General features: G+C 61.6%; 19 protein-coding genes and 1 pseudogene. 8 read left to right on the top strand and 12 right to left on the bottom strand.

Annotated elements, in window-relative coordinates; genetic code table 11:
* Positions 1 to 4: 4 nt before the first annotated feature.
* Positions 5 to 1,126, top strand: a complete 1,122-nt coding sequence (locus D1222_RS03965; RefSeq protein WP_119452916.1) for an AI-2E family transporter — start codon at positions 5 to 7, stop codon at positions 1,124 to 1,126.
* 178 nt (positions 1,127 to 1,304) lie between these two features.
* Here D1222_RS03965 and D1222_RS03960 read toward each other — a convergent pair whose 3' ends face one another.
* Positions 1,305 to 6,059, bottom strand: a complete 4,755-nt coding sequence (locus tag D1222_RS03960; protein WP_119452915.1) for an NAD-glutamate dehydrogenase — start codon at positions 6,057 to 6,059, stop codon at positions 1,305 to 1,307.
* 103 nt (positions 6,060 to 6,162) lie between these two features.
* Positions 6,163 to 8,898, bottom strand: coding sequence for a M1 family metallopeptidase (locus D1222_RS03955; RefSeq protein WP_182481860.1), 2,736 nt, complete (start codon positions 8,896 to 8,898; stop codon positions 6,163 to 6,165).
* 112 nt (positions 8,899 to 9,010) lie between these two features.
* Between D1222_RS03955 and D1222_RS03950 the strand changes: the two genes are divergently transcribed.
* The 3 genes from D1222_RS03950 to mtgA are packed head-to-tail and all read left to right on the top strand — an operon-like array spanning position 9,011 to position 11,511.
* Positions 9,011 to 9,685 carry a glutathione S-transferase family protein gene (locus D1222_RS03950; RefSeq protein WP_233348502.1) on the top strand — a complete coding sequence of 225 codons (675 nt, stop codon included), beginning with the start codon at positions 9,011 to 9,013 and terminating at the stop codon, positions 9,683 to 9,685.
* On the top strand, positions 9,686 to 10,816 hold the full coding sequence (gene queG / locus D1222_RS03945; protein WP_119452912.1) for a tRNA epoxyqueuosine(34) reductase QueG: 1,131 nt from the start codon (positions 9,686 to 9,688) through the stop codon (positions 10,814 to 10,816). It begins immediately after the preceding gene.
* A complete protein-coding gene (gene mtgA, locus D1222_RS03940; RefSeq protein ID WP_119452911.1) occupies positions 10,795 to 11,511 on the top strand; it encodes a monofunctional biosynthetic peptidoglycan transglycosylase in 717 nt (238 codons plus the stop codon). The genes queG and mtgA overlap by 22 nt, the downstream gene beginning before the upstream one ends.
* A gap of 6 nt (positions 11,512 to 11,517) precedes the next feature.
* Here mtgA and D1222_RS03935 read toward each other — a convergent pair whose 3' ends face one another.
* Complete coding sequence (locus D1222_RS03935; protein WP_147371812.1) at positions 11,518 to 12,213, bottom strand: hypothetical protein; 696 nt, start codon at positions 12,211 to 12,213, stop codon at positions 11,518 to 11,520.
* Between the two features lie 17 nt (positions 12,214 to 12,230).
* Positions 12,231 to 12,887, bottom strand: coding sequence for a tetratricopeptide repeat protein (locus D1222_RS03930; protein WP_119452909.1), 657 nt, complete (start codon positions 12,885 to 12,887; stop codon positions 12,231 to 12,233).
* Positions 12,888 to 12,952: 65 nt separating this feature from the next.
* Between D1222_RS03930 and D1222_RS03925 the strand changes: the two genes are divergently transcribed.
* Together D1222_RS03925 and yghU are read left to right on the top strand one after the other, a co-directional pair.
* Positions 12,953 to 13,807 (top strand): Rossmann-fold NAD(P)-binding domain-containing protein, encoded by an 855-nt coding sequence (locus D1222_RS03925; RefSeq protein ID WP_233348501.1) that lies wholly within the window; start codon positions 12,953 to 12,955, stop codon positions 13,805 to 13,807.
* Between the two features lie 97 nt (positions 13,808 to 13,904).
* Positions 13,905 to 14,771 carry a glutathione-dependent disulfide-bond oxidoreductase gene (yghU, locus tag D1222_RS03920; protein WP_119452908.1) on the top strand — a complete coding sequence of 289 codons (867 nt, stop codon included), beginning with the start codon at positions 13,905 to 13,907 and terminating at the stop codon, positions 14,769 to 14,771.
* 345 nt (positions 14,772 to 15,116) lie between these two features.
* Here yghU and D1222_RS03915 read toward each other — a convergent pair whose 3' ends face one another.
* Positions 15,117 to 15,926 (bottom strand): sulfotransferase family protein, encoded by an 810-nt coding sequence (locus D1222_RS03915; RefSeq protein ID WP_119452907.1) that lies wholly within the window; start codon positions 15,924 to 15,926, stop codon positions 15,117 to 15,119.
* A gap of 199 nt (positions 15,927 to 16,125) precedes the next feature.
* Here D1222_RS03915 and D1222_RS03910 point away from each other — a divergent pair, with 199 nt between their 5' ends.
* Positions 16,126 to 16,473 (top strand): hypothetical protein, encoded by a 348-nt coding sequence (locus D1222_RS03910; RefSeq protein ID WP_147371811.1) that lies wholly within the window; start codon positions 16,126 to 16,128, stop codon positions 16,471 to 16,473.
* A 66-nt stretch (positions 16,474 to 16,539) separates the two neighbouring features.
* Here the strand turns inward: D1222_RS03910 and D1222_RS03905 are convergent, their stop codons facing one another.
* From D1222_RS03905 to D1222_RS03875, 7 genes and pseudogenes are all read right to left on the bottom strand, one after another.
* Positions 16,540 to 16,956 carry a VOC family protein gene (locus tag D1222_RS03905; protein WP_182481859.1) on the bottom strand — a complete coding sequence of 139 codons (417 nt, stop codon included), beginning with the start codon at positions 16,954 to 16,956 and terminating at the stop codon, positions 16,540 to 16,542.
* Positions 16,953 to 19,670: pseudogene (gene metH, locus D1222_RS03900) on the bottom strand (methionine synthase); the annotation flags it as partial. The pseudogene metH and the gene D1222_RS03905, both read right to left, overlap by 4 nt.
* A complete protein-coding gene (locus D1222_RS03895; protein WP_407646735.1) occupies positions 19,648 to 20,019 on the bottom strand; it encodes a gamma-glutamylcyclotransferase family protein in 372 nt (123 codons plus the stop codon). The gene D1222_RS03895 and the pseudogene metH, both read right to left, overlap by 23 nt.
* Before the next feature lie 59 nt (positions 20,020 to 20,078).
* Positions 20,079 to 20,645, bottom strand: a complete 567-nt coding sequence (locus D1222_RS03890; protein ID WP_119452903.1) for a pyridoxamine 5'-phosphate oxidase family protein — start codon at positions 20,643 to 20,645, stop codon at positions 20,079 to 20,081.
* 11 nt (positions 20,646 to 20,656) lie between these two features.
* Positions 20,657 to 21,703, bottom strand: coding sequence for a homocysteine S-methyltransferase family protein (locus tag D1222_RS03885; RefSeq protein WP_119452902.1), 1,047 nt, complete (start codon positions 21,701 to 21,703; stop codon positions 20,657 to 20,659).
* Positions 21,703 to 22,617 (bottom strand): methylenetetrahydrofolate reductase [NAD(P)H], encoded by a 915-nt coding sequence (metF, locus tag D1222_RS03880; RefSeq protein WP_119379735.1) that lies wholly within the window; start codon positions 22,615 to 22,617, stop codon positions 21,703 to 21,705. The genes D1222_RS03885 and metF overlap by 1 nt, the downstream gene beginning before the upstream one ends.
* The gene (locus D1222_RS03875) at positions 22,614 to 23,591 is read right to left on the bottom strand and encodes an ArsR/SmtB family transcription factor (protein ID WP_119452901.1); all 978 of its coding nucleotides are present in this window, start codon (positions 23,589 to 23,591) and stop codon (positions 22,614 to 22,616) included. Before D1222_RS03875 ends, metF begins: the two co-directional genes overlap by 4 nt.
* Positions 23,592 to 23,750: 159 nt before the next feature.
* Between D1222_RS03875 and D1222_RS03870 the strand changes: the two genes are divergently transcribed.
* The gene (locus D1222_RS03870; protein ID WP_119452900.1) at positions 23,751 to 24,545 is read left to right on the top strand and encodes an MlaA family lipoprotein; all 795 of its coding nucleotides are present in this window, start codon (positions 23,751 to 23,753) and stop codon (positions 24,543 to 24,545) included.
* Positions 24,546 to 24,549: the final 4 nt, after the last annotated feature.

The raw sequence follows: 24,549 nt of genomic DNA, 5'->3' as shown, positions 1-24,549 counted from the left end.
CAGAATGAGCATGCGGTCGGGCGTCACTGCCCTCTGGATCATTGCAATCGGGGTTATCATTGCCCTGCTATATCTGGGGCGGGCCATTCTCGCGCCTTTCGCGCTGGCGGTGTTCCTGTTCCTCATCATGGAAGGGTTCACGCGCCTTATCCGCGACCGCGTCGGATTCATGTCTGAGAATATGAGCCGGGCCGTCGCCATTCTAGGGACGCTCATTGGCTTCGGCATCTTCATTGGCCTGCTGGCACAGGGCATCGCCCAGTTCAGCGATCAGGCTGGCGAGTATGAGGAGAAGATCAACACGCTGATCGCGGACGTCTACCAGACAGTGAATATGGGACAGGCGCCAACGCTGACGGAAATTCTCTTCGATGAGCGGGGGCAGCGCTTCTTTGCAACGATCGCTGGCGCGATGGGGGACCTTTCAGGCGACCTTGTCATCATCCTGATCTATGTCGCCTTCCTGTTCCTCGCCCAGAGTGCGTGGGCGCCCAAGCTGGACCGGATTTTCCACGACGACGCAACGCGCGCGCAGGTCAGCAAGATCGGCCATGCCGCCCGCCGCGGGATCGAGACCTATCTTTGGACGCAGACGGTCATCTCCGTGATGATCACTGTTCTGACCTACATCACGCTCATCGCGCTTGGCGTAGAGAATGCGATCTTCCTGTCGGGGCTTATCTTTGTTCTGAACTACATCCCGACCATCGGCTCCATCGTAGCCGCTTTCGTGCCCATGCTGTTCGCGCTGGTACAACCGGAAGTGCCGGAATGGATCCCCGGCGGCGCTCAGGATGGCTATGTCTTCGCCGCCATCGTCTTTGCTGCCGTCAGCTTCTGGCAATTCATGATCGGCAATTTCGTCCAGCCGCGTATCATGGGGGAGTCGCTTAATATCTCGGCGCTGGTCGTGCTTCTGTCGCTGGCGATCTGGGGTGCGATCTGGGGCATACCAGGCATGTTCCTGTCTGCGCCGCTGACGGTTCTCATCATGATCCTCTGCGCGCAGTCGGCAACGACCCGGTGGATTTCGATCCTGCTATCTGCGGATGGTGACCCTGGAGGCACACTCACCGGAGAACCAGATAGCATCGCTCAGAATTCTGCAGAGACGACTGCCAACTGACCTTGGCAGAAATGAACGGCACTCACATATATCGCGTGTGCCAGAACACGGGTACGATCTCATAGCTCGTGCTAGTTAATCGGGCCTCCGCGTGCGTCCCCCCACCCAGCCTGCGGAGTTGCCCGTAGGGCCCGCCGGACACGTCCCCGTCTGGCGGGTCCGCCTGGGCCCCTCATCCTCAATCCTGCTTTGCTGCGCCTGACATAAAGCCGCGCACGGCGTCTGCAGCCAGCGTGAACTGGGCAAAGTTTGCGTTCGCTGAAGATAGCGTCGACAGCTGGCTGACCAGCGCCCGTTTCTCGCTATCATGCTCGCGCAGCCAGCTTTCCAGACCACCTTCTTCCAGCGCCATTGCGGTCGCCTGCGCCTGATGGCGGCGGATGTCCTCAACAAGACGGCGCGTCGCGAGGCGCTCCCAGTAATTGGCACCTTCCATGCCGCTCAGCGCATCATGGCGCAGCCGGTCGAGCCGCAGGGCTTCGCCCAGTTTGAGATAAGTGGTCAGCGCCTCGTCGATGGAGGTATCCGGACCGCTCGCAAGCGTGTGAAGCTCCACCGCTGCCGGGCGAAGCGGCATCAACGCCGCGCGATTGGCAAACGCCTTGTCGAGCCCGGCATTGGCAAGGGCCGTCGCCCGCTTACGTGCCTGCTGCGCCTCGAACCCTTCGAGTGAGCCCTCAAGCGTCTCATCCAGCGACTGGAACGCGCCCTGATACCGCTTGACCGTCTCGTCGACGGCTGCGCCCGGCTCCAACCGGATCAGCGCCGCAGCGGTGTCTGCTACAGCCTCAGCCCCGATCTGCATCAGCTCTGTCTGAAGGCTGGCGCGCACCTCATTGTCGAGGCGGTGAACTTCCTGCTGGAAACCCGGCAGGCCGATCAGCACGGCCGCCGTCTCGAAAGCGCGGCAAATCTCGGCGTTCTCTGCGCCGGTCCGCTCCCGCAGGCGCATCAGCATGAGCGGCCCGCCTGCATCGATCAGGCGGTTGGCGAGCACCGTCGCGATGATCTCACGGCGCAGCCTGTGCGCGGACATCGCATCATCGAACTGGTGTAGCTCGCTCGGGAAATAGCCTTCCAGCGTGCGCACGAAGTAAGGATCATCCGGCACGTCGGATGCCACGATGTCATCAAACAGCGTGATCTTCGACCAGGCCAGCAGCACGGCAAGCTCTGGCCGTGTCAGCCACTGCTTGTTCTGCGCGCGCTCGGTCATGTCGGATGTTGCAGGTAGCCCCTCGACGCGGCGATCGAGGACGTTGCGGCCTTCAAGATAGCACATCAGCCGCTCATTGGCCTCGTGGTCCCGTGCGGCAGTTGCCTCGGCAAGGCTCAGCGCACCGGTCTGCGAATAGTTATGGGCTAGGACATGCGCCGCCACATCGTCGGTCATCGACGCCAGCAGATGGTTGCGCTGCCCGCGTGGCAGTGCCCCGCGCCGCATCGCTTCAGAGCAGAGGATCTTGATGTTGACCTCATGGTCAGAGCTGTCGACGCCGGCCGAATTGTCGATGGCGTCAGTATTGATCCGCCCACCGCGCAGCGCGAACTCGATCCGCCCCGCCTGCGTCAGGCCAAGGTTCGCGCCCTCGCCAATGACTTTGGCCTTCAGGTCGCGGCCATTCACGCGGATCGCGTCATTCGCCCGGTCGCCCGCATCGCCCTGGGTCTCATGCGAGGCCTTCACATAGGTGCCGATGCCGCCAAACCAGAGAAGCTCACACTCGCTCTTCAGTAGCGCATGCAGCAGCTCATCCGGCGTCGCCTCATCGGATTTGAGGCCGGTCATCTTCTTCATCGGAGCGCTCAGCGGGATGGACTTCGCGCTGCGCTCGAATATGCCGCCGCCTTCGGAGATCAGCGACTGGTCGTAATCCATCCAGGAAGAACGCGGCAGGTCGAACATCCGCTTGCGCTCGTCCCACAGGCGCTCAAGGTCCTGCGGGTCCGGATCGATGAAGATGTGCATGTGGTTGAACGCGGCCGTCAGCCTGATCTGCTTCGACAGCAGCATGCCATTGCCGAACACGTCACCCGACATGTCGCCGCAACCGATGACCGTGAACGGCTCGGTCTGGATGTCCTTGCCCATCTCGCGGAAGTGGCGTTTGACCGCTTCCCATGCGCCGCGCGCGGTGATGCCCATCTTCTTGTGGTCATAGCCAGCTGAGCCACCAGAGGCGAACGCGTCGCCCAGCCAGAAGCCATGCTCGAGGCTGATCTCATTCGCAATGTCAGAGAAGGTCGCCGTGCCTTTATCGGCCGCGACAACGAGATATGGGTCATCCCCGTCCCAGACGACCGTATCGGCAGGCTGTTGCACCTTGCCGTCGATCAGATTGCCGGTGAGGTCCAGAAGCGAGCTGATAAAGGTGCGATAGGCGGCGATGCCGCCCTGATTGCGTTCTTCGCGGCTGGCAGTGGCTGGGATCTGCTTCGGGAAGAACCCGCCCTTTGAGCCAACCGGCACAATCACCGCATTCTTCACCTGCTGGGCCTTCACCAGGCCGAGCACTTCGGTGCGGTAATCGTCGCGCCGGTCAGACCAGCGAAGGCCGCCGCGCGCCACCTTGCCAAACCGGCAGTGGACGCCCTCGACCTGCGGGCTCGCCATGAAAATCTCACGGAATGGCTTTGGCGCCGGGAGGTCTGAAATCTCCTGGCTCGCAATCTTGAAGCTGATGAACGGGTGCGAGGAGCCATCAGGCCGCGTCTGCCAGAAATTGGTGCGCTGGATCGCCATGATCAGCCGTGCGACGCGCCGGATCACCCGGTCCTCATCCAGCGACGAGACTTCATTCAGGCGCGCCTCGATGTCGAGCCGCTTGTCTTCGGCCCTTTTTGCACGCGTTATAAGATCTTCGCCCGTGCTCGGATCAAAGCGGATCTCGAAAAGCTCCAGCAAAGCGCGCGTCAGGCCGGGATGGCGCTGCAGGGCGTCGATCTGCGTGCCCCGCGCCGGGTCGAGACCTGTCTGGTGGCGATAGGCACACAGCGTGCGCAGCAGCGCCGCCTCGCGCCATGTCGCAGACGCGGTAAACACAAGACCATTGAAGCGGTCATTCTCTGCCCGCCCATCCCAGATCGCGACGAAGGCATCTTCAAATCGTGCCGCAATGTCTGCCGGGTCGAGCGCGGTGCGTCCGGCCGTGCGCATCTTCAGCGCGTGCACCCAATAGGTGTCTGGCCCATCGGCGGCAGGCTTCGGTTTCGGATTGACAGGATAGCCCGTCTCGAAATCAACGAAGAGGCCCATATTCTCAAAGATCGGCACACAGTCCGACAGCGCAATGGCGCCGTTGCGCGAATAGATCTTCGCGGAAATCTCTGACTCTGGCGCCCCTTCAGGCCGGAAGGCCCGCAGGCGGATTGGACGGGCTGGGCCAAGATCACGGATCGCCTCAACATCAATCAGCGCTTCTGCAGGCAAGAAAGCCTCGCGATAGGCCGCATTGAACGCGCCGCGGAAGGCGTTCGCCTTCTCGAACTCGCTTTCAGGCACACCAAGTCCGGCCAGCGCCTCACGGAAAGCATCGTCCCAGGTGCGCGCAAGATTGGCGACATCGGTCTCAAGCTGCCCGATATCGGGCTGCACCGACGCGTCCGGCAGCTCGATCAGCAGGTGCACACGCGCCAGCGGAGAGGCGTCAAAGCGCGGCTGGAAGGAAATCAGCTTGCCCTTGAACGCCTTGGTGACATGAGCGCTGATGCGCTCTCGCACACCAGAATCATAACCATCACGCGGCACGAAGACGAGCACGGAGACGAAGCGGTTGAACCGGTCACGGCGCACGAACAGGCGTGTGCGCGGGCGTCCGACAAGGTGCAGCGCGCCCTGCAGCAGCGGGATCAGCGTGTCCGCATCCGCTTGCAGCAGCTCATCGCGCGGCCAGGTCTCAAGGATGTTGGAAAGCGCCTTATAGTCGTGGCTGCCTTCAATGGCGCCGGTCGCCTCAAGTACGCGGGCGACACGCTGGCGCACCAGCGGGATGTCCCGCACGCTCTGATTATAGGCTTCAGCAGTGTACAGGCCGAGAAAGCGCGTCTCGCCGACGACATTGCCCTTCGCGTCGAAATGCTTGACCCCGACATAGTCGCAGAGGCCGCGCCGGTGCACCCGCGAATGCAGCGTCGATTTCGCAGCGATCAGCGGGTCCGGCTCTGAGAGGAACGCGCCGATGGCGGGCGTCAGCATCAGCGGCTCGGAGCCTCGCCGCAGCACGTTACGGTCCTCATCGCGCAGAAGGCCCAGATTGGAGCCGTCCACCATGAGGGGCTCTTCGGGCAGCACAGTGCCGTCCTCAGCGGTTTCAAAACGGTAGTCGCGCACGCCCAGAAAGACGAAATGCTCATCTGCAAGCCAGTTGAGGAAGGCGATTGCTTCCTTGCACGTCTCGTTCGCACAGGACGGATCATTTTCCAGCCGCTCGATCTCGCCCTGCATGCGCGCCTGCATCTCGCCAAAGTCGGCGACCGCCATGGCCACATCGCGCAGCGTCGCGTCCGCGCCATCCTTCAGCGTCTTGCATTCAGCGGCGCTGAGTGCCGGCACATGAATCTGGATCAGCGACAGGCGCACGCCCTCGCTCGTCGTCAGGATCGGGTGGAACAGCGCGCGGACCTCAAGGCCCTGTTCGGCGCAGAGGCCCAGCAGCGAGTCGACCAGAAATGGCGTGTCGCGGGTCACCGTTTCCAGCACGCTTGTGCCGGTCAGCCGGTCATCATTGCCGCGCCCGTCGCGGACCCGGATGCTCGCTGCCTCGCCGTCATAGCTCGCGGAGAGTTCTGCCAGGCTGGCGGCCTGCGCTTCGATGTCTTTGTCAGACAGGAAGGAAAGGTGTTCGGTCTCGGCAGTTTCGCGGAAGTTCTGAAGGATATCTTCCAGTCGCACCTCGCCAATGGGCGGGGTGGCGTTTTGACCGGCGTCCGACATGTCGAAGCTCCTGATTGGCTCGTTCAAAGCCCGCTTCTATCTGCGTCGGAAGGCCGGGGCCAGTGCCCTTCGCACGCTGCAGGTGCGAAGGGCAGGGCCGTTTTTACTCCTCGCTATCGCCGCTGAGCGCTGCGGAAAGCTCGCTGACCTTCTCGCTGCGGAAGGCTGAGCAGAGGTTTGCCGCTTCCTCAGCCTGCGCGAGAGAGCGCTCATAGCCCGGAATGAGGTCTGCATTCGTCACGAAGAAATTCTTCGCTTCGGCAATCGCCTCAGCTTCACAGAAGGACGCCACAGCACCGGCTGACTGCGCCTTTCTGATTTCAGGCGTGCGGGTGATGAAGTCGTTGAAGTTCGCCTGGTAAAGCGCCCAGGCCTGTTCGCGGTTGGCATCATTACCCAGCGATTGCTGCATCACAGACCACGCTTCCTGGCCCTGCCAGTCATCACCGCCGACTTCCTCATAGAGGGCTTCTAGCTCAGCCTCGCTGACATTCTGCGCCAGCACAGCCAGAACGATGCGACGTTCACGCTGATCATTCGTGTTACGGGCATAGTCGAGGGCGGCCTCATAGAAGGCTTCGCCGCCATTGATGGCGCCATACTTCATCGCAGCTGCGAACTCTTCAGGCGAAACGGCAGACGGATCTGCCTCGCCCTCGACGCCGACAAGGCGGGCCGCGCGGTCTGCGAGTTCGCTGCGCTCTTCATCCATGTCGCCCATCTCGAGAAGGCCGACATAGAGATCAGAGAGAAGCAGCGTCTCGTCCTGACCGAGGCTGTCTTCACGGGCCTTAAGCGCCTCATAGACAGGACGGTAGGTCTCTTCGACCCAATCTGTCATATCTCCACGGTCGTCTTCAGGCAGGCTGCCATAGAGGCCCTGCGCAATGCTGATCGACTGAAGGGCGACATCCCATTCGCCTTGCGCGCCAGCTGCCAGCGCATCCAGCAGGGCCGGTGCGGGCGCGTCGCCTGCACGGAAAGCGGCCGAGACGCTATCTAGTAGGGAAAGCTGTTCCTGCGCCGTCAGCGTGTCGAAATTCTCCGTCAGCGCGCTCCAGTTCTCGTCAGAGAGGTTGAAGCGCCAATAGCCGCCCGCCGCATTCGGCATGACCCATTCGGCGCAGCCTGCTTCAAGCGGGAACTCCGTTGTCTTGCCGGTCAGCATGCGGCGAACCGTCTGGTCGCCTGCCGGGCCTTCGACACGCATCGAGAAAGGCACCTGCCAGGTCTGGCCATCCGGATTGATCTCGGAGCCGAGCGGCGCATAGCGCTGCTGGGTCACAGTGATGAGGCCGGTCTCGTCCTCGTTACAGGTGGTCTCGACGTTGAGGTAAGGGATGCCCGGCTGGAAGATGAAAGAGCGGAAGCTCTCAACCACGCCATTGTCGCCGCTGCCTTCGGCAACCGATTGCATGAAGTCATCGACATCGGCGGCGTCGTCTTCAAAGCGCTTCATGTGCAGGCGGATGCCTTCACGAAATTCTTCAACGCCCAGATAGGATTCGAACATCGAAAGGACGTGGCCGCCCTTTGAATATGTGATGCCGTCGAAGGCGTCATTGATGTCCGCATTGCGCTCGATCGGGTTACGGATCTGGCGCGCATTCTTCAGGCTGTCTGCGCCCATTGCTGCAATGCCGCGGCGCTGGGTGGCGCGGTCAAAACCCTGGTCCGGATAGATCTCGTCCATGGTCTTGTAGCTCATCCATGTGGCGAACGCCTCATTGAGCCAGATATCATTCCACCATTCCGGGGTGACGAGGTTGCCGAACCACTGGTGGGCAAGCTCGTGCGCATGCGTGGTCAGGATACCGCGCTGGCGGTCGACCGGCGTGCGGTCAGAGATAAGCAGCGCGCTCTCGCGGTAGATGATCGCGCCGGCATTCTCCATGGCGCCATAGGCAAAGTCCGGCACCGCGATGAGGTCCAGTTTTGCGTACGGGTATGGATAGTTGAAATAGGTTTCCTGCTGGTCGACCATCTCATCGGTGATGTTCATGGCGACCTGAAGTTGGTCGCCCTTGCCTGCCGGGGCAAAGCCGCGGAATGGCACCTGCTTGGCGCGCAGGGAATTGGCCGGAAGCGGCGCGCCTTCGCGCATGTCGTATGGGCCAACGGCTAGCGCGACGAGGTAGGACTGGATTTCGCGGGTCGTGGCAAAGGAATGGCGAACCATACCGCCATCAAGCTGCGTCGTGCCGGTCAGCGGCGCATTGGTGATGACCTGATTGCCCGTTGGGGCGGTCACCGTCAGCGTCCACGGCGTCTTGAAGCGCGGCTCGTCGAAGCCCGGGAACATGCGGCGCGCATCGATAGGCTCCATCTGGGTCGCAAGATATGGGCGCCCGTTCTGCGTCGCCTTGTAGAGGCCTGCGAGACCGAAATTGTAAGGCGCGCGATAGTCGAGGATCAGCGTCGAATTGCCAGCCGGGACAGGCTCGGCAAAGTCGATCTTGGACACGCCGCCATCAGCAAGGCTGCCCTCAAACGTTCCTTCGATTTCGGTGCCATCATCAAGGCGCACGATGGCGCTGTTGATCGTCTGGTCCAGCGAGTGCAGCCAGATGCGGGCATGCGGCTCATCGAGGCGGATGTCGATTTCTGCCGTGCCGGTGAAGCCATCCTGCGCCGGGTCGGTGACAAGGTTCAGGCGATAGGCCGTCGGGCGAACGCCTTCTGGCAGCTGGCCGGCAGGCGGGGTTTCAAGCCGAACGGGCTCATTCTCGGCGGTGGTGGTCTCGCCCGATTGGCCACGCTCGCCCGGTCCACATGCGGCAAGCAGCGCAAGGCTGGCGGCAGTTACTAGGATGGACGTTTTGAACCTGTTAAGCGACATGCACGATTCTCCGGGCAGAATTAAAAGGGCGTTGGTCGGCGCTACTGATCGCGCAAAGTCGTTGCAGAGAAAAGGTCTGAACTGGAATGAACGTATCCAGAAAGGAAACTTCATGAAACGTCTCTGGCACTGGCCGCTCGATCCGGGGTGCAGAACCGTTCGGCTGGCCCTTGAAGAAAAGAAGATTACTTTCGACGCCAAAATCACCTGGCCCGGCGCGACGATCAGTGAGCTTGCGAACCTCCCGCCCGGCAGCGACCTGCCTGTCTTTCTCGATGCTGCGGGAGAGCAGAAGATCATCGCCTCCGGCACGCATGCCATTCTCGAATATATCGAGGACACGGACGCTGCACCGCGCCTGATGCCGCTGCTGGCGAGGGACCGCGCCGAAGTGCGCCGCCTCTGGCAGTGGAGCGAGACGTCTTTTGCCGAAGTGAACCGCTCCCTTCTGGCAGAGCGTGAGAACCAGTGGGTACGCCGCTCCAAACAGTCTGACACCACAAAGCTGCGCGAAGGCATCCATGCGCTCAAAAGCAAGCTTGGCTTCCTCGAAGGTCTTGCCGGTGTGCGCACCTATATGGCGGGCCGCACGCTCAGCCTTGCTGACCTCTCCATGGCCGCGCACCTCTCGGCCTACGACTATTTCGGCGATGTCCCGTGGGATCTCACGCCTGACCTTAAACAGTGGTACGCCCGGATGAAGTCGCGTCCGTCCTTCCGGCCGCTTCTTGCTGACAAGGTGGAGGGAACGCGCCCGCCGCGCCACTATGCCGACCTAGACTTCTAGATGGCAGGCGCCGCCACCACGCTCGAAGCCTGGCTGAAGGATGAGGCGCTGGCGCTTGGCTTCTCAGACTGCCGCATCTGCCGCGCCGATGAAGACTGGCCGGTCGGGGACCGCCTCGCTGAATGGGTGGAGGATGGCCGCCACGGCGACATGGCGTGGATGGAAGCCACCCTTGAGCGGCGCAAGCACCCGACAAACATGTGGGAGAATGCCCGCTCCGGCATCATGCTGTCGGTCAATTACGGCCCCGAAACCGATCCGATGAAGGCGCTGGAGCAGACCTCCAACGGCAACATCTCTGTCTATGCGCGCGGCGGCGACTATCACGACCTCATCAAGAAGCGCCTGAAACAGCTCGCCCGCGCCTTCGTCGAGAAGGCTGGCGCCGAAGTGAAAGTCTTCGTCGACACCGCACCGCTGATGGAGAAGCCGCTGGCCGCGCGCGCCGGTCTTGGCTGGCAGGGCAAGCACACCAACCTCCTCAGCCGCGAGTTCGGCAACTGGCTCTTCCTCGGCTCCATCCTGACCGACGCAGACCTGACGCCGGACGCCCCCGAGGCCGACCATTGCGGCTCATGCCGCTCCTGCATCGATGTCTGCCCGACGCAGGCGATCACCGCGCCTTACCAGCTCGATGCGCGCCGCTGCATCTCCTACCTCACCATCGAGAACGCGGGCCACATCCCGGTCGAGTTTCGCGCCGCGATGGGCAATCGCATCTATGGCTGCGACGACTGTCTCGCCATCTGCCCGTGGAACAAGTTCGCCAGCCGCTCGGCTGAGACCAAGCTCTGGGCCCGGCCAGAGCTGAAGCTGCCAGAGCTTTCAGACCTCGCCGCGCTGGACGACGCGGCCTTCCGCGAGGTCTTCTCCGGCTCACCGATCAAGCGCATCGGGCGGAACCGTATGCTCCGCAACGTCCTTATAGCCATCGGAAACAGCAACGACGCCGCGCTGGTGGAGCCGTCCGTCATCCCGCACCTTGATGACGAGGCGGCGATTGTGCGCGGCGCGGCGATCTGGGCGCTCGCCTGCCTTGATACCGCCCGCTTTGCAGCGGAAAAGGCCGCGCGCGAGGCAACAGAGATGGATGAGGAAGTGAGCGCCGAATGGCAAAAGACACCGGCATGAGCCAATCCTCGCGCGGGCCCGTCCTTCGCTGGACGCTGCGCATCCTCAAAATCCTCGCCGCCCTCTTCGTGCTGGTACACCTCTACACCCTCGCGCTGAAATGGGCGCCTGTGCCGGGCACCATTCTGATGGGCCAGCGCATCATCGAGGGTGAGGATTTCCGGCGCGTCATCGTTCCGCTTGAAGAGATTTCGCCAAACCTCGTCTACGCCGTCATCGCCGCTGAGGATGCCCGCTTCTGTGAGCATGACGGGATCGACTTCGAAGCGGTCGGCCAGGCCCTGGAAGAGCGCCGTCGGGGCCGCTCCCAGCGCGGCGCCTCGACCATCACCCAGCAGACCGCCAAGAACACCTTCTTCTGGAATGGCGGCGGCTTTGTCCGCAAGGGCGGCGAAGCATGGTTTGCCATCTTCATCGACGGAATCTGGGGCAAGCGCCGCGTGATGGAGCAATACCTCAACACGATTGAATGGGGCGACGGCATCTTCGGCGCTGAAGCTGCCGCCCGCGTACGCTTCGGCAAACATGCGAGCGAGCTGACAGAGCGCGAGGCTGCCCTGCTGGCCGCCGTCCTCCCCAACCCGCATGAATGGCGCGTCGACCCGCCCGGCAACTATGTCAGCGGCCGCGCAGGCACCCTTCAATCGCGCCTGCGTGTGGTTGCCAATGACGGGCTGGCGAACTGCGTCCTCTAGGACGCCCTAGCAGCGCTCTGCCGAACTGATGGCAAGTGACCCGGCCATCGACCCCGCTCCCTGAAGGAACGGGCTGTCATTCTCCACCACGACGTCTGTAATGACGCCATCAGCGTCCGAACACCAGCGTTCCCGCACCGGTATATCCAGATCGGCCCATTCCTTCGGCGCAATCTGCGGCCTCTCGGCAAAGCCGGGAGGCGCCGCTACTTCGATCACATCACTGCCCGCACCTTCGTCGCACCATGCAGGCCTCTCCCGCCCCAGGCGCGCGCAGGCAAGCGCCTGCAGCGCGGTTTCTGCCCGCGCGGCTGGCGGCGCAAAAACCGGAAGGTCCATCTCCGGCGCATCGCTTGCCCCTGTCCCTGTCATGGCATCGGCCTCGACCGCCTCATCAGCCCGCGCGATGATCGGGGACTGGACGGCGCTACGGGGAGCCGTCTGCGGTAAGGGCGCAGGGCTCGGCGCAGGGGGCGCCAGGTCTTCGGCCTCAACCGCCGCTGGGGCATCTGGAAGGGGTTCGGGCTCGGCTTTAGCCAGCTCAGGCGGTAGCCCGACCAGCTCAACCGGAATGAAGTCCGGCGCGCCATCATCGCCTTCGAATGTCTCGGTCGGGAAGCTGAGAAGCACGGCGATCAGCGCCGCATTGACGCCCACCGATGCCAGCACTGGCCAGCTGCGCCCGACCAGATGCAATGGCAAGGCCCCCACCAAGCTGCCTATCCTTCAGCGGCTAGCCGTTTGGCCTCGCGGATATCGCCCCGCAGGACCAGCGTGTTGATATTCTCCCGGTCGAGCAGAAGCGCGCGGTTGATGTCGTCCTCCGCCGCGTCGTAGTCGCCATTCTCGAGGAAAAGCTGCGCGCGCATCTGCAGCGCATCGACAGAGTTCGGCACCAGCGCCAGCGCCTCATCAAGATCGGCCTGCGCCAGCTCATACTGGTCAGTGCCAAGATAGGCAGCCGCCCTGTCGGTCAGGACGCCGGGGTCCTGAGGTTCAATCTTCAGCGAATTGGTCAGCGCAACAATGGCGGCGTCCGGATAGCCAGCGACCAGCCAGGCATTGCCCGACTGGGCCAGATACACCGCGCGGTCACCCAGCCCGCCTGCGTCCGGCGCATTGGCCAGCTCTTCAAGTCGGACTGCCGCATCGCGGTACTCCCCAAGGCCAATCAGCGCTATGGCGTTGCAATAACGCGCCGCCGGGCGCGCGCCTTCTCCAATCCAGGCAAGGCTTTCCTCCAGCGCCAATTCGGCGTCGTCGTCAGCGAGTGCGAGACACTCATTCAGGCGTTCGCGCTCTGCGCGCACAATGTCTGCAGTCGATGATTGCGCCACCGGAAGCGCGGCGATGAGAAGGGCAATGAAGGCTGACAATTGGAATCTGGTCCCCGAACTCTAATCTGAGGCTCTTGAGTAATGGGCAGGACGACAGGCCGCAAATGACAGTTGTTTCACGCAAGCTTTTCCTGATCGGGCCGGGCTATTCAGCGCGCGAACTCGCCGCGATCTGCAAGGCGGAAGGTGGCTGGACGGTCCTCGGCACCGCCCGCAGCGCCGACAAAGCCGATGCCCTGCGCAAGGACGGCATAGAGCCGGTCATGACCGATGATGCCGATGCCATCGAGGCGGCTGCAAAGGATGCGCACCTCCTCATCTCTACCCCGCCGGGCGACGAAGGCTGCCCCGGCTTTGATCTCGCAGGCGCGTATGCGTCAAGCGCCGCCTCCGTCACCTACCTCTCCACCACCGGCGTCTATGGCGACCTTGATGGCGGATGGGCCTTTGAATGGCTGCCCGCCAATCCGGGCTCAAAGCGCGGTGAGAGAAGAGAGCTTGCAGAGAGCCAATGGCTCAACGTGCGCCCTGATGCCCGCCTCATCCGCCTGCCGGGCATCTATGGGCCGGGCCGCTCACCGATAGACCGCCTGCGCTCTGGCAAGGACGAACAGATGGTCAAACCCGGCCAGATCTTTTCACGTATCCATGTGGAGGATCTTGCAAGCGGCCTCATGGCTCTCATCGAACACCCGCACCTCGCTGGCGTCTTCAATCTCTGTGACGATGAACCGGCCCCGCCTGAAACCGTCATGGATTTCGCTGCAGATCTGATCGGCGTGAAACGGCCAGAACACGTCACCCTGGATGAGGCTGATGCCAGCGCCATGGCCCGCAGCTTCTATTCCGAATGCAAGCGCGTGCCGAACGCAAAGCTGAAAGCGGCAACTGGCTGGCGCCCGCAATACCCGACCTATCGCGAAGGCCTCACCGCCATTCTCAACGCTGAGAAAAGCTGAACAGTCCGATTACAATCGCGTGTTCTGATTGAACGGGCCATGGCGCCTCCTACCTCCCTGTGCGACAAGTTCGCATAAAGCGAGGAAGGAACAGCCAATGAGCGACAACACCTACACCCCCCCGAAAGTCTGGACCTGGGACAAGGAAAGCGGCGGTCGTTTTGCCAAGATCAACCGCCCGATTGCTGGCCCAACGCATGACAAGACCCTGCCTGTCGGCAAGCACCCGATCCAGCTCTATTCGCTCGGCACGCCGAACGGCGTCAAAGTCACGATCATGCTGGAAGAGCTGCTGGCCGCCGGTCACACGGGCGCAGAATATGATGCCTGGCTGATCAATATCGGTGAGGGTGACCAGTTCAGCTCTGGCTATGTCGACCTCAACCCGAACTCCAAGATCCCGGTCATGGCCGACCATACGACCGACCCGGTCACGCGCGTCTTCGAAAGCGGCTCGATCCTGCTGTATCTCGCCAACAAGTTTGGCGCCTTCCTGCCCGAAGATCACCACAAGCGCACAGAAGCGATGAACTGGCTGTTCTGGCAGATGGGCTCAGCGCCTTATCTCGGCGGCGGCTTTGGCCACTTCTACGCCTATGCGCCGTTCAAGATCGAATACGCCATTGACCGTTTTGCGATGGAGGCAAAGCGCCAGATGGACGTGCTCGACCGCAACCTCGCGGACCGCGAATTCATGGCGGGCGACGAATACTCCATCGCCGACATGGCCATCTGGCCATGGTATGGCGCCCTCGCCAAGGGTATCATCTATGAGGCTGGCGAGTTCCTGCAGGTCCACGAATACAAGAACGTCATCCGCTGGACCGACCAGCTCGCCGAACGCGAAGCCGTCAAACGCGGCCGCATGGTCAACCGCACCTTCGGCGACCCAAGCTCACAACTGCGCGAACGCCACGACGCCAGCGACTTCGACACGAAGACGCAGGACAAGCTGGAAGGGTAGCGCAAGCCCCACCCTGACCCTCCCCGCACGCGGGGAGGGGACATGTCCCACATCATCCACCCCATCCGACCTCATCCTGAGCCTGTCGAAGGATGAAGCAACGAGTCATCAAACCTGCGTGGTCCGACGTCGCTTCCTTCGACAGGCTCAGGAGGAGGCCATGCGGGCCTTCTCTGACGTCTCACGCGGCCGCATGGTGAGCGAAGTCGAACCACAGGCCGAGGCGGAACGCATCAGGCCAGTGAAGCTTCAACCCTCGGCGACCCCATCACGACGATACTTCTCACAGCCCGCGACCAGCGCCGCCTCCCCGCACGCGGGGTGGGGCCCGGCTCGCCGGGCGCTCTATCGAAAGAGGCGCCGCCACTTCGATAGGGGCCGTTCATCCTGTTCCTGTGAATTGTCTTCCTCGTCCGCTGCAGGCGCAGCAGGGATAAGCTCACGATAGCCATACCGGGAGGCGGTCTCACCCAGTTCCGCCCAGACCTGGCGTACCTCATCGTCAGTCAGGATGTCGCGCCAGCCATCCAGCAGCAGGCCCGGATTGCGGTCAGGGTTCTTCTCCTTGCTCGCCTCCATGGGCATGTCTTGGATGATATCGGGGGCAGGGCGGTCAATGAGTTTGCTGACCGGCCGTATGAGGAGGGCCGGATCGGTGATGACGTCCTCATAGCGCACTGTGACATTGGGCAGGTCAGATGCCTCCCATGCCTTGTGCCAATCATCATAGCGCCCGCCAGCATAGGCGCCTTCAATCACCGAATTCAGATCATGACCGGGGCGGAGCTTCAGGAACGATGCCACAGCGCGGACCGGGTGCCGCGTCATGCAGATATAGGCTTCGCCGTCAATCGGGTCCTCGGGTGGATGCTCATGGGTTTTGACGAAGAAAACCTCGCTGAGAGCAGCGCAATCGCGGCGCAGGTCCGGATTGTCTTTCAGCCGCTCAAGCGCATCGTCCTGCAAGCCAAGATAGGGCGGGCGGTGGTCCTGATAGTACCGGACGAAATCACCGAAATACTCGGGCCGGAACCGGTCGGGCCGCGGCTTGTCCGAAGCGTAGCCGTTTGCCGTCAACAGGCGGAAGTTCAGGAATAACAAACTGCGAGTGAGGGCATTTCCACAGCGCGGCCATGTGGCGACATAGACAAGCATCGCGGCTCCTTTGAAGGGCTTGTTTTCGTAGGACAGCCCGCGCGCTGCGCCAATATCTGAAGTGGAAAATTCCTGTACCCTATCGTCGCATGCAACAGACAGGTCTGCAGTTGGAAGTCAGGGAAGGAAGCGATGTATCCGCCCCATTCAGATCGCGCGGTAAGCTTGCGCCATGATCAGCCGCGAGCAGATACGCTTCATGCATGCCCATGTGCCACCAGTCTTCTGGCCAGTGCTGTGGGTCTACATCTTGCGGCTCTGGCTAACGCTGTACGAGGCCGCGCTCGAAGGGCGCGAGACCGTGCTCTATACGGTCGGGCGCTCCGGCATCATCTATGTCACGCATATGGCCGACAGCGAGGCGGAGCGCCGTGCGCGCTGCCCGCTCGGCAAGGGTTTCGACCGCACGCCTTGGATACGGCTTCTCCCGCTCGATCTGGGTAGGCTTGCTGCGCTCTTCCAGCCGCAGTTTCGCGAAACACCGCCGCTGCACCCTCCATGCACCGCCAATACACCGTCACTGCACCATCTGGCTGCACCGCCCTAGGCGCGCTGTTCCCCGAATCTGGAGTTCTCGCCGCTGAGCAACCGCTTCAGCGGTCGCAGGTTCTGCCTAGTCGGAGTTAGACGATGGTTTGGATGCGCGCGACTGGATGAGATCCCAACGATTGCCGAACGGGTCGCGGAAAACCGCGACGGAGCCATAATCCTCATGGCGAGGGGCTTCGAGGAATTCGACGCCTTTTTCGAGCATCGCCTGGTGGGCCGCATCAAAGTCGCTGACTTCAAGGAAGAAGCCGACCCGCCCTCCGGTCTGCTGGCCAATCGCCCGGGCCTGCTCTGGCCCATCCGCCTTTGCAAGAAGTAGCGCCGTTTGGGCGCCCGGCGGCGCGACGCGGACCCAACGTTTGCCCGCGCCTCTTGGCGTGTCTTCCAGCAGATCGAAGCCGAGGGCGCCGACATAGAAAGCAATCGCCTCATCATAGTCCGGCACGACAAGCGTGACTTGTGAAATGAAACTCGCGGTCACGCAGCTTCGTCGCTTGTTGCGTAAGGGTCGTAGTTCAGGATCGGGGCCAGCCACCGCTCGGCGGTCCGTGTGTCCCAACCCTTGCGGCGCGCATAGTCTTCAACCTGGTCTTTCTCAATGCGGCCAACGGCGAAGTAGGCGCTTTCAGGGTGGGCAAAGTAGAGACCCGAAACCGATGGTGCAGGGCTCATCGCAAAGCTGGTCGTCAGCGAGACGCCGATCCGTTCTTCGGCTTCCAGAAGCTTGAAGATCAGCTCTTTTTCGGTGTGGTCGGGCTGGGCCGGATAGCCCGGGGCAGGGCGGATGCCGCGATACTTTTCCTTGATGAGCTCATCATTTTCGAGCTTCTCATCGGCGGCATAGCCCCAGAGCTCTTTCCTGACTTTCTCGTGCATATATTCGGCCATCGCTTCAGCGAAGCGGTCGGCCAGTGCCTGGACCATGATCGCAGAGTAGTCGTCGCCATTGGCCTTGAACTCTTTTGCCATCTCGTCGGCCTCATTGCCTGACGTGACGCAGAAGGCACCGATATGGTCGTTGGACTCTGCCAGGAAATCAGAGAGGGCGAAGTTCGGCTTCTGGTTGTTCTTCACCATCTGCTGGCGGATCGTGTGAAGCGTCTCGCCGGTCGAGAGCCTGATGTCATCGCCAGCTCTGTGCGCTTCCCAGAAGCCAATGACCGCTTTCGGCTTGAACCAGTTCTCGCCCAGCAGGCGCTGCATCATGACCTGCGTATCGCGCCAGAGATCACTCGCCGCTTCGCCGACGACATCGTCTTCGAGAATGGCGGGAAAACGCCCGGCAAGGTCCCAGCTCATGAAGTATGGCGTCCAGTCAATATACTCGACGAGTTCTGAGAGATCGAAATCCTCAAAGGTCCGCACGCCCGTAAAGGTCGGGGCGGGGGCCGACGGCGTTTCGGTGTTAAAGGCAAGCTTGCGCGCCTCGCCGATTGGCAGGCGCGGGGTTGGCGGGCCGCCAGCGCGGCTCTCCCGGATGCGATCATAGCGCGCCTTTGTCGTGCCCCACATCGTGGTGCGCTCTTCAGCATTCATCATGGCGCTGACAACACCAACCGCGCGGCTCGCATCGCTGACATGGATTACCGGCGCGGACGGGAAGGCGGGGTCAATTTTTACCGCTGTATGGGCCGGAGACGTCGTCGCCCCGCCGATCAGAAGCGGAAGATGAATACCCTGACGCTGCATCTCTGCAGCGACGAACACCATTTCATCAAGTGATGGCGTAATCAGGCCGGACAGGCCGATCATGTCGGCTTTTTCGGAGATCGCCGTCTCAAGGATTTTCTCGGCCGGGACCATCACGCCGAGATCTACAATGTCGTAGCCGTTACAGCCAAGAACGACGCCGACGATGTTCTTGCCGATATCGTGGACGTCGCCTTTCACAGTGGCGAGGACGACCTTGCCATTGGATATCTTGTCGAGGCCGAGCTCTTTCTGCTCCTTCTCGATGAAGGGCGTCAGGTGGGCCACGGCGGCTTTCATGACGCGGGCTGACTTCACCACTTGTGGCAGGAACATCTTGCCTGCGCCGAAAAGGTCACCGACGACATTCATGCCGTCCATCAGCGGGCCTTCAATGACGTGGAGCGGGCGCTCTGCCTTCTGGCGGGCCTCTTCAGTGTCCTCGACGACGAATTCGGTAATCCCCTGTACGAGCGCATGTTCGAGACGTTTCTCGACCGGCTGCTCGCGCCAGCTCATATCCTTCTTCTGGACCTCGCCCTTCTGGCCGCGATACTTTTCGGCAAGCTCCAGCAGGCGTTCTGTGGCGTCATCGCGGCGATTGAGGATCACATCCTCAACGGCATCGCGAAGCTCGGGGTCGATATTGTCGTAGATGTCGAGCTGACCGGCATTGACGATGGCCATGTCGAGGCCGGCGGGGATCGCATGATAGAGAAAGACCGAGTGCATCGCCCGGCGCACGATCTCATTGCCGCGGAACGAGAATGAGACGTTCGAAAGCCCGCCGGAGATGTGGCAGTGCGGCAGGGTCGAGCGGATCGCCTTGCAGGCCTCGATAAAGTCGACGGCGTAATTATTGTGCTCTTCGATGCCGGTCGCGACGGCGAAGATGTTCGGGTCAAAGATGATGTCTTCTGGCGGAAAGCCGACCTCTTCGGTGAGGAGCTTATAGGCGCGGGTACAGATCTCGATCTTGCGCGCCGCCGTATCTGCTTGGCCTTCCTCATCGAAAGCCATGACGACGGTCGCGGCGCCATAAGCGCGGATCTTGCGGGCGTGCTCAAAGAACTGGGCTTCGCCTTCCTTGAGCGAGATGGAGTTCACGACCGCCTTGCCCTGCACGCATTTTAGGCCTGCCTCGATCACTTCCCATTTGGAGCTGTCGATCATCACCGGAACGCGCGCGATATCAGGCTCGGCAGCGATGAGGTTGAGAAAGGTCGTCATCGCCTCGACGCCGTCCAGCATGCCCTCATCCATGTTCACATCGATGATCTGTGCCCCATTCTCGACCTGCTGGCGCGCGACATCGACGGCGGCGTCATAGTCGCCCGCCTTGATGAGATTGCGGAATTTCGCCGAGCCGGTGACGTTCGTGCGCTCACCGATATTGATGAAGGTTTGGGAGGCGGATGAATTTGTCATGATTGATCCTTCGAGGACCCTCTTCTCGTCGTCGTCTTGTCTTTTCGGGAAACCGTCAGGCGGTTCGGGCGGTGCTCTTGCGGCCCGCTGACCAGAAGCCGGATCTTACCATGGGCCTGCCTGCGACGGGATTATTGTACACGTAGGCCCATGCCTTGGCGCAGGGGCGACCGAAGTCATCGAGGATCGAGACCTTCTCACGCCGGTAAAGGGCTTTCGAGGGTGCATCAGTGCGCACGCCTTCAAAGGCATCGAGTTTGCGGGCAATGCGCGGATGATCGAGCCGGTAAAGCATGCCGTGGCAGATGCCTTTCTGGCGCACGACGCCCGGATAGGCGCCCATATCGAACATTGCGCCCGTGAAGCGGCAAGGGCCCAGAAACTGGCCGTGGCGTTCAAGGTCTACGCCCTTGGGGCCGCCCTGCATGCCTTGCTTGAGCAGGCCGTAGAAAACGAAGTGATCTCCGGCGGAAACGGGGGGTGCGATCATTGTGACTTCTCCGCTTTGCGGGTCATGCCGGGCAGGCCGTCAATGCTGGTCGCATTCTTGGCGAGACGGCTCTCATGCCATTCCTCAACCGGCTTGTTCTCAATGTAGCGCTGGAGCTGGTCGCGCTGGCCCTTGAATTCATAGAAGGGTACGCCCCAGCCGCAGCTGTCGGAAACGCTGCTTATATCCACGTAGATGATGTTGCGCGCGCGCTCATGGCCCGCCGGGAAGCGGCCGATCTCTGCCTCGAAATCCGGATGGTTGAACTGCAGGGTCCGGCCCTTGCCAAAGATGCGGACGATATTTGCCGGGCCTTCAAAGGCGCAGAACATGATGGTGATACGCGCATTCTCATTGACGTGGGCAAGCGTCTCGATGCCTGAGCCGCCAAGGTCGGCATAGGCGACGGTGTTCTCATCAATGACGATGAAGCTGTCATAGCCCTTGGGCGAGACATTCACATGGCCGTCGCAGGCCAGCGGCGCCGTCGCGACGAAGAACATCTTCTGCGCCTTGATGAAGGCGATCAGCTTGTCATCGAGTTTTTCGTACGTCTTGCCCATGAATTTTCCCGTCAGCTTGCCAGCTGGAAGGGTTCTAGCCCGGAGAGCCGCATGGCGCGAGGTGGCTCGGGGATAATTCGGGGCGCTTTGCCTTCAACTGCCTTGGAAATGGCCGCGATATGCGGCGGAGTTGTGCCGCAGCAGCCACCAAGCACGTTGACGAGGCCAGATTTCGCCCATTCCTCAAGCTGTGAGGCGGTCTGTTCGGGCAGTTCGTCATACTCGCCGAACTCATTCGGCAGGCCGGCATTCGGATAGGCGATGACTTTTGTATCAGCGACCTTGGAATTAGCCGCGATGTGCGGACGCATCATCTTGGCGCCGAGGGCGCAGTTGAGGCCGATGGCCCAGGGCTGGGCGTGACGGACCGAATGCCAGAAGGCTTCAGCGGTCTGGCCAGACAGGGTGCGGCCAGACGCATCCGTGATCGTGCCCGAAATGATGACCGGCGTGTCGTCGCCGCTCTCGGCGCGGTAGTCCATGACGGCCTTGATCGCCGCCTTGGCGTTCAGCGTGTCGAACACCGTTTCGATCAGGAAGAAGTCGATATAGGGCGCCATGGCGCGGGCCTGTTCGAGATAGGCGTCGCGGACATCATCGAAGGTGACTTCGCGGTAGCCCGGATTGTTCACATCAGGCGACAGGGAAAGTGTCTTGTTCGTCGGCCCGATAGCGCCGAGCACACCGACCGGCTTGCCAGCCGCATCGGCCGCTTCGCGGGCAAGGCGTGCACCGGCGGCGGCGATTTCGGCCGCGATGTCCTGCATGTGATAGTCGCCCTGCGCGATCGTGGTCGCGCTGAACGTGTTGGTTTCAATGAGGTCTGCGCCAGCTTCAATGAACTTGGTGTGGATGGTACGGACCGCGTCCGGCTGGGTGAGGTTCAACAGGTCGTTATTGCCCTGAACCGGGCTTTGCCAGTCAGCGAACCGGTCCCCGCGGAACTGCTCCTCGGAGAAGGTGTACTTCTGGAGCATGGTGCCCATTGCCCCATCAAGGATGAGAATGGCGCCCTGCGCCTTCTTTTCGAGATCTGCGATCAGTGCTTCGCTTCTCATCAGGCTGCCTCCGCCGTTGCAGGTTTAAGGCCGAGCAGGTGGCAGGTGGAAAGTGCGAGGTTTGCCCTGTTCAGCGTGTAGAAGTGAAATTGCGTCACGCCGCCATCGGCCAGCTTGTGGCAAAGCTCGGCAGCGATATTTGCGGTGATGAGGTCGCGCGTGTCGGCGTCATCATCGAGACCTTCGTAAAGTTTGTGCAGCCAGTCAGGCACGCTCGCCCCGCAAAGACCTGCGATACGTTTCAGGCCGTTGAAGTTTGGCTGGAGCATGATGCCCGGCACGATTGGCATGGTAATGCCTGCATTGCGGGCCCGGTCCAGAAACTCGAAATAGATGTCCGGCTCAAAGAAGAATTGCGTGATGGCCCGGTCTGCGCCTGCATCCTGTTTGGCCTTGAGGTGAGCAAGGTCAAACTCCCAGCCGCGCGTGTCCGGGTGGGGTTCGGGATAGCAGGCGACGGAAACTTCAAACACTTTGCCGAGGTCAGGGCGGTGTGCACGAAGGCTCTCAATCAACTCGATCACATTCTGGAAGCCGCCGGGCGCCTGTTTCCATTCGGCGCCCATGCCGTCCGGGGAATCGCCGCGCAGGGCCACGATGTGGCGCACGCCTGCCTCCCAATAGTCTTCTGCGGTCTGCAGTACGTCTTCCTTGGTCGCGCTGACGCAGGTGAGGTGAGCGGCAGGAATGAGAGAGGTTTCGCTGGCAATGCGCGCAACCGTATCGTGGGTGCGCTCACGCGTGGAGCCGCCTGCGCCATAGGTTACCGAGACGAAGTCAGGCTGCATAGGCTCAAGCCGGCGCACACACTCCCAAAGGCGCTCATCCATGGTTTCGTTCTTCGGCGGGAAGAATTCGAAGGAGACACGCGGCCTCTCCTCGGCCTGACGGGTGGCAACAGACAGATGGCTCATGCTGCGACGTCCTTTTTCTCTTCAGATTTACGTGCCGACCAGATGAGGACCGCAATCCCCTGGTCGAGATCTTTGGGTGGCTCAAAGCGCGTCACATCGTCTAGCTTGAGGCCGGATTGGCTGGTCCAGTAGCTCATCGCATCTTCCCGGATACCGAGACGTCGATGCCCGAAGGCTTCGCGCATGAATTCATGATTGTGCGAGGCAAAGTCCACAATGATGAGCTTGCCGCCCGGTTTCAGGATGCGGCTGGCTTCGCGCACCACTTTCTCAGGCTCTTCGAGGTAGTGCAGCACCTGGTGGACGATGACGATGTCGGCGCTGGCCGTATCGAACGGGGTTGCGGTGACATCGCCCTGGCGCACGCGGGCCTGCGTAATGCCGGCCTCGGAAAGCTGTGAGCGGGCGAGGGTCAGCATCTGGTGCGACAGGTCGAGGCCCTCAGCCTCCCGCGCGCGATCACTGAGAAGGGTGAGCATCCGACCGGTTCCGGTGCCGAGGTCAACAATGCGCTGGAATGGGCCAGTGCCGACGGCTTTCAGGATGGCGGCTTCGATCAGTTCCTCTGGATAGTGCATCGCACGAATGCGGTCCCAGTCTGGCGCGATTGAGCTAAAATAGGTGTCGGCTGACGACTGTCGGGTGCGGCGCACCGCTTCCAGGCGGGCGCGGTCATTGGGAAAGTCGCCGCTTGCCTCGTCGACCAGTTCAAACAGGCGGTCCAGAAGCGCGCGTGCCCAGTCCGTGCCGGGAAGGCGGTAGAAGACCCATGCGCCTTCGGGCAGGCGTTCAGTCAGCCCGGCGGAGGTCAGCGCCTTCAGATGGTGGGAGAGGCGTGGCTGGCTCTGGCCGAGAACGGTGACGAGTTCGCCGACCGACAGCTCTCCGTGCTGCAAGAGCGCAAGAATGCGCAGGCGCGTCGGCTCACCTGCCGCGCGCAAGGCTTCTACGATGGAGGACGCTGCCTGTTTCATATCAGCATATAAACATGTCTTTATATGTCTGACAATACGGGGGAGCGTCGTGGTGTTGCTGCAACGCTTGACGCTCTAGTTGCTCATCTTCCTCTAGGCCAACATTGAAAGCGGAGCGTGTTCAACTCATATGCTGCGGCCATAAGACGGAAAATATCAATGAAGACTGCAGCCCTCGCCTCCCTCGCACTTCTCACCGTGACCGCTTGCGCATCGACCCAGTCGGCGAGCGATGCCTCGTCCGGTGTGAATGATCCGTTCGAGGGTGTGAACCGCAACATCTACGCGTTCAACGAAGCGGTGGACAAGGCCGCGATCGAACCAGTCGCGCGCGGATACCGCGCCGTCGTGCCTGAGCCGGGGCGCGAAGGCGTGCACAATGTGCTGACCAATCTTCGCCAGCCGATTGTTTTCACGAACTCGGTTCTTCAAGGCAATGCGAACGCTTCCGGCGAGACGCTGAGCCGGTTCCTGATCAACTCGACGATTGGTGTGGCAGGCATCTTTGATGTCGCCAGCACGCTGGGCATCGAAGAGCACGACGAGGATTTCGGTCAGACGCTGGGTGTCTGGGGTGCAGAGCCCGGCCCGTTCATCGTTCTGCCGCTGCTCGGCCCAAGCAATGTGCGCGACACAATCGGTATTGCGACCGACCGGGTATTCGACCCGCTGACCTGGACCGAATTCGAAGACGCTGATCTCGATGATGATATCGCGGTGACCCGCACGGTGATTGGCGTAATCGATACACGCGCAAGACTTATTGAGGTGATCGAAACGCTTCGGTCCCAGCCAGAGCCATACGTCGCGCTGCGCCGCAATTACATGGCTCAACGTGAGGCTGCGATCAGAAATGGGCAAACTGAGGCGGATCCGTACAAAGATTTGCCTGATTTCGATGTATACGATGGTGATGGCGCCCAGGGGACGGGTGTCGAGGACGAACAGGACTAAACAA

Source organism: Henriciella algicola, assembly GCF_003576245.1.
GTDB lineage: Bacteria > Pseudomonadota > Alphaproteobacteria > Caulobacterales > Hyphomonadaceae > Henriciella > Henriciella algicola.
Note: the sequence above shows the minus strand (reverse complement) of the source record. Positions and strands in the feature narration are given on the sequence as shown.

What these genes read in the sequence shown, in the direction of transcription:
- D1222_RS03890 (WP_119452903.1), bottom strand. Translation starts at nt 20,645, where the DNA reads ATGGGCAAGACGTACGAAAAACTCGATGACAAGCTGATCGCCTTCATC.
- yghU (WP_119452908.1), top strand. Translation starts at nt 13,905, where the DNA reads ATGAGCGACAACACCTACACCCCCCCGAAAGTCTGGACCTGGGACAAG.
- metF (WP_119379735.1), bottom strand. Translation starts at nt 22,617, where the DNA reads ATGAGCCATCTGTCTGTTGCCACCCGTCAGGCCGAGGAGAGGCCGCGT.
- queG (WP_119452912.1), top strand. Translation starts at nt 9,686, where the DNA reads ATGGCAGGCGCCGCCACCACGCTCGAAGCCTGGCTGAAGGATGAGGCG.
- D1222_RS03965 (WP_119452916.1), top strand. Translation starts at nt 5, where the DNA reads ATGAGCATGCGGTCGGGCGTCACTGCCCTCTGGATCATTGCAATCGGG.
- D1222_RS03895 (WP_407646735.1), bottom strand. Translation starts at nt 20,019, where the DNA reads ATGCAGGGCGGCCCCAAGGGCGTAGACCTTGAACGCCACGGCCAGTTT.
- D1222_RS03885 (WP_119452902.1), bottom strand. Translation starts at nt 21,703, where the DNA reads ATGAGAAGCGAAGCACTGATCGCAGATCTCGAAAAGAAGGCGCAGGGC.
- D1222_RS03910 (WP_147371811.1), top strand. Translation starts at nt 16,126, where the DNA reads ATGCATGCCCATGTGCCACCAGTCTTCTGGCCAGTGCTGTGGGTCTAC.
- D1222_RS03925 (WP_233348501.1), top strand. Translation starts at nt 12,953, where the DNA reads ATGACAGTTGTTTCACGCAAGCTTTTCCTGATCGGGCCGGGCTATTCA.
- D1222_RS03960 (WP_119452915.1), bottom strand. Translation starts at nt 6,059, where the DNA reads ATGTCGGACGCCGGTCAAAACGCCACCCCGCCCATTGGCGAGGTGCGA.
- mtgA (WP_119452911.1), top strand. Translation starts at nt 10,795, where the DNA reads ATGGCAAAAGACACCGGCATGAGCCAATCCTCGCGCGGGCCCGTCCTT.
- D1222_RS03915 (WP_119452907.1), bottom strand. Translation starts at nt 15,926, where the DNA reads ATGCTTGTCTATGTCGCCACATGGCCGCGCTGTGGAAATGCCCTCACT.
- D1222_RS03875 (WP_119452901.1), bottom strand. Translation starts at nt 23,591, where the DNA reads ATGAAACAGGCAGCGTCCTCCATCGTAGAAGCCTTGCGCGCGGCAGGT.
- D1222_RS03950 (WP_233348502.1), top strand. Translation starts at nt 9,011, where the DNA reads ATGAAACGTCTCTGGCACTGGCCGCTCGATCCGGGGTGCAGAACCGTT.
- D1222_RS03955 (WP_182481860.1), bottom strand. Translation starts at nt 8,898, where the DNA reads ATGTCGCTTAACAGGTTCAAAACGTCCATCCTAGTAACTGCCGCCAGC.
- D1222_RS03870 (WP_119452900.1), top strand. Translation starts at nt 23,751, where the DNA reads ATGAAGACTGCAGCCCTCGCCTCCCTCGCACTTCTCACCGTGACCGCT.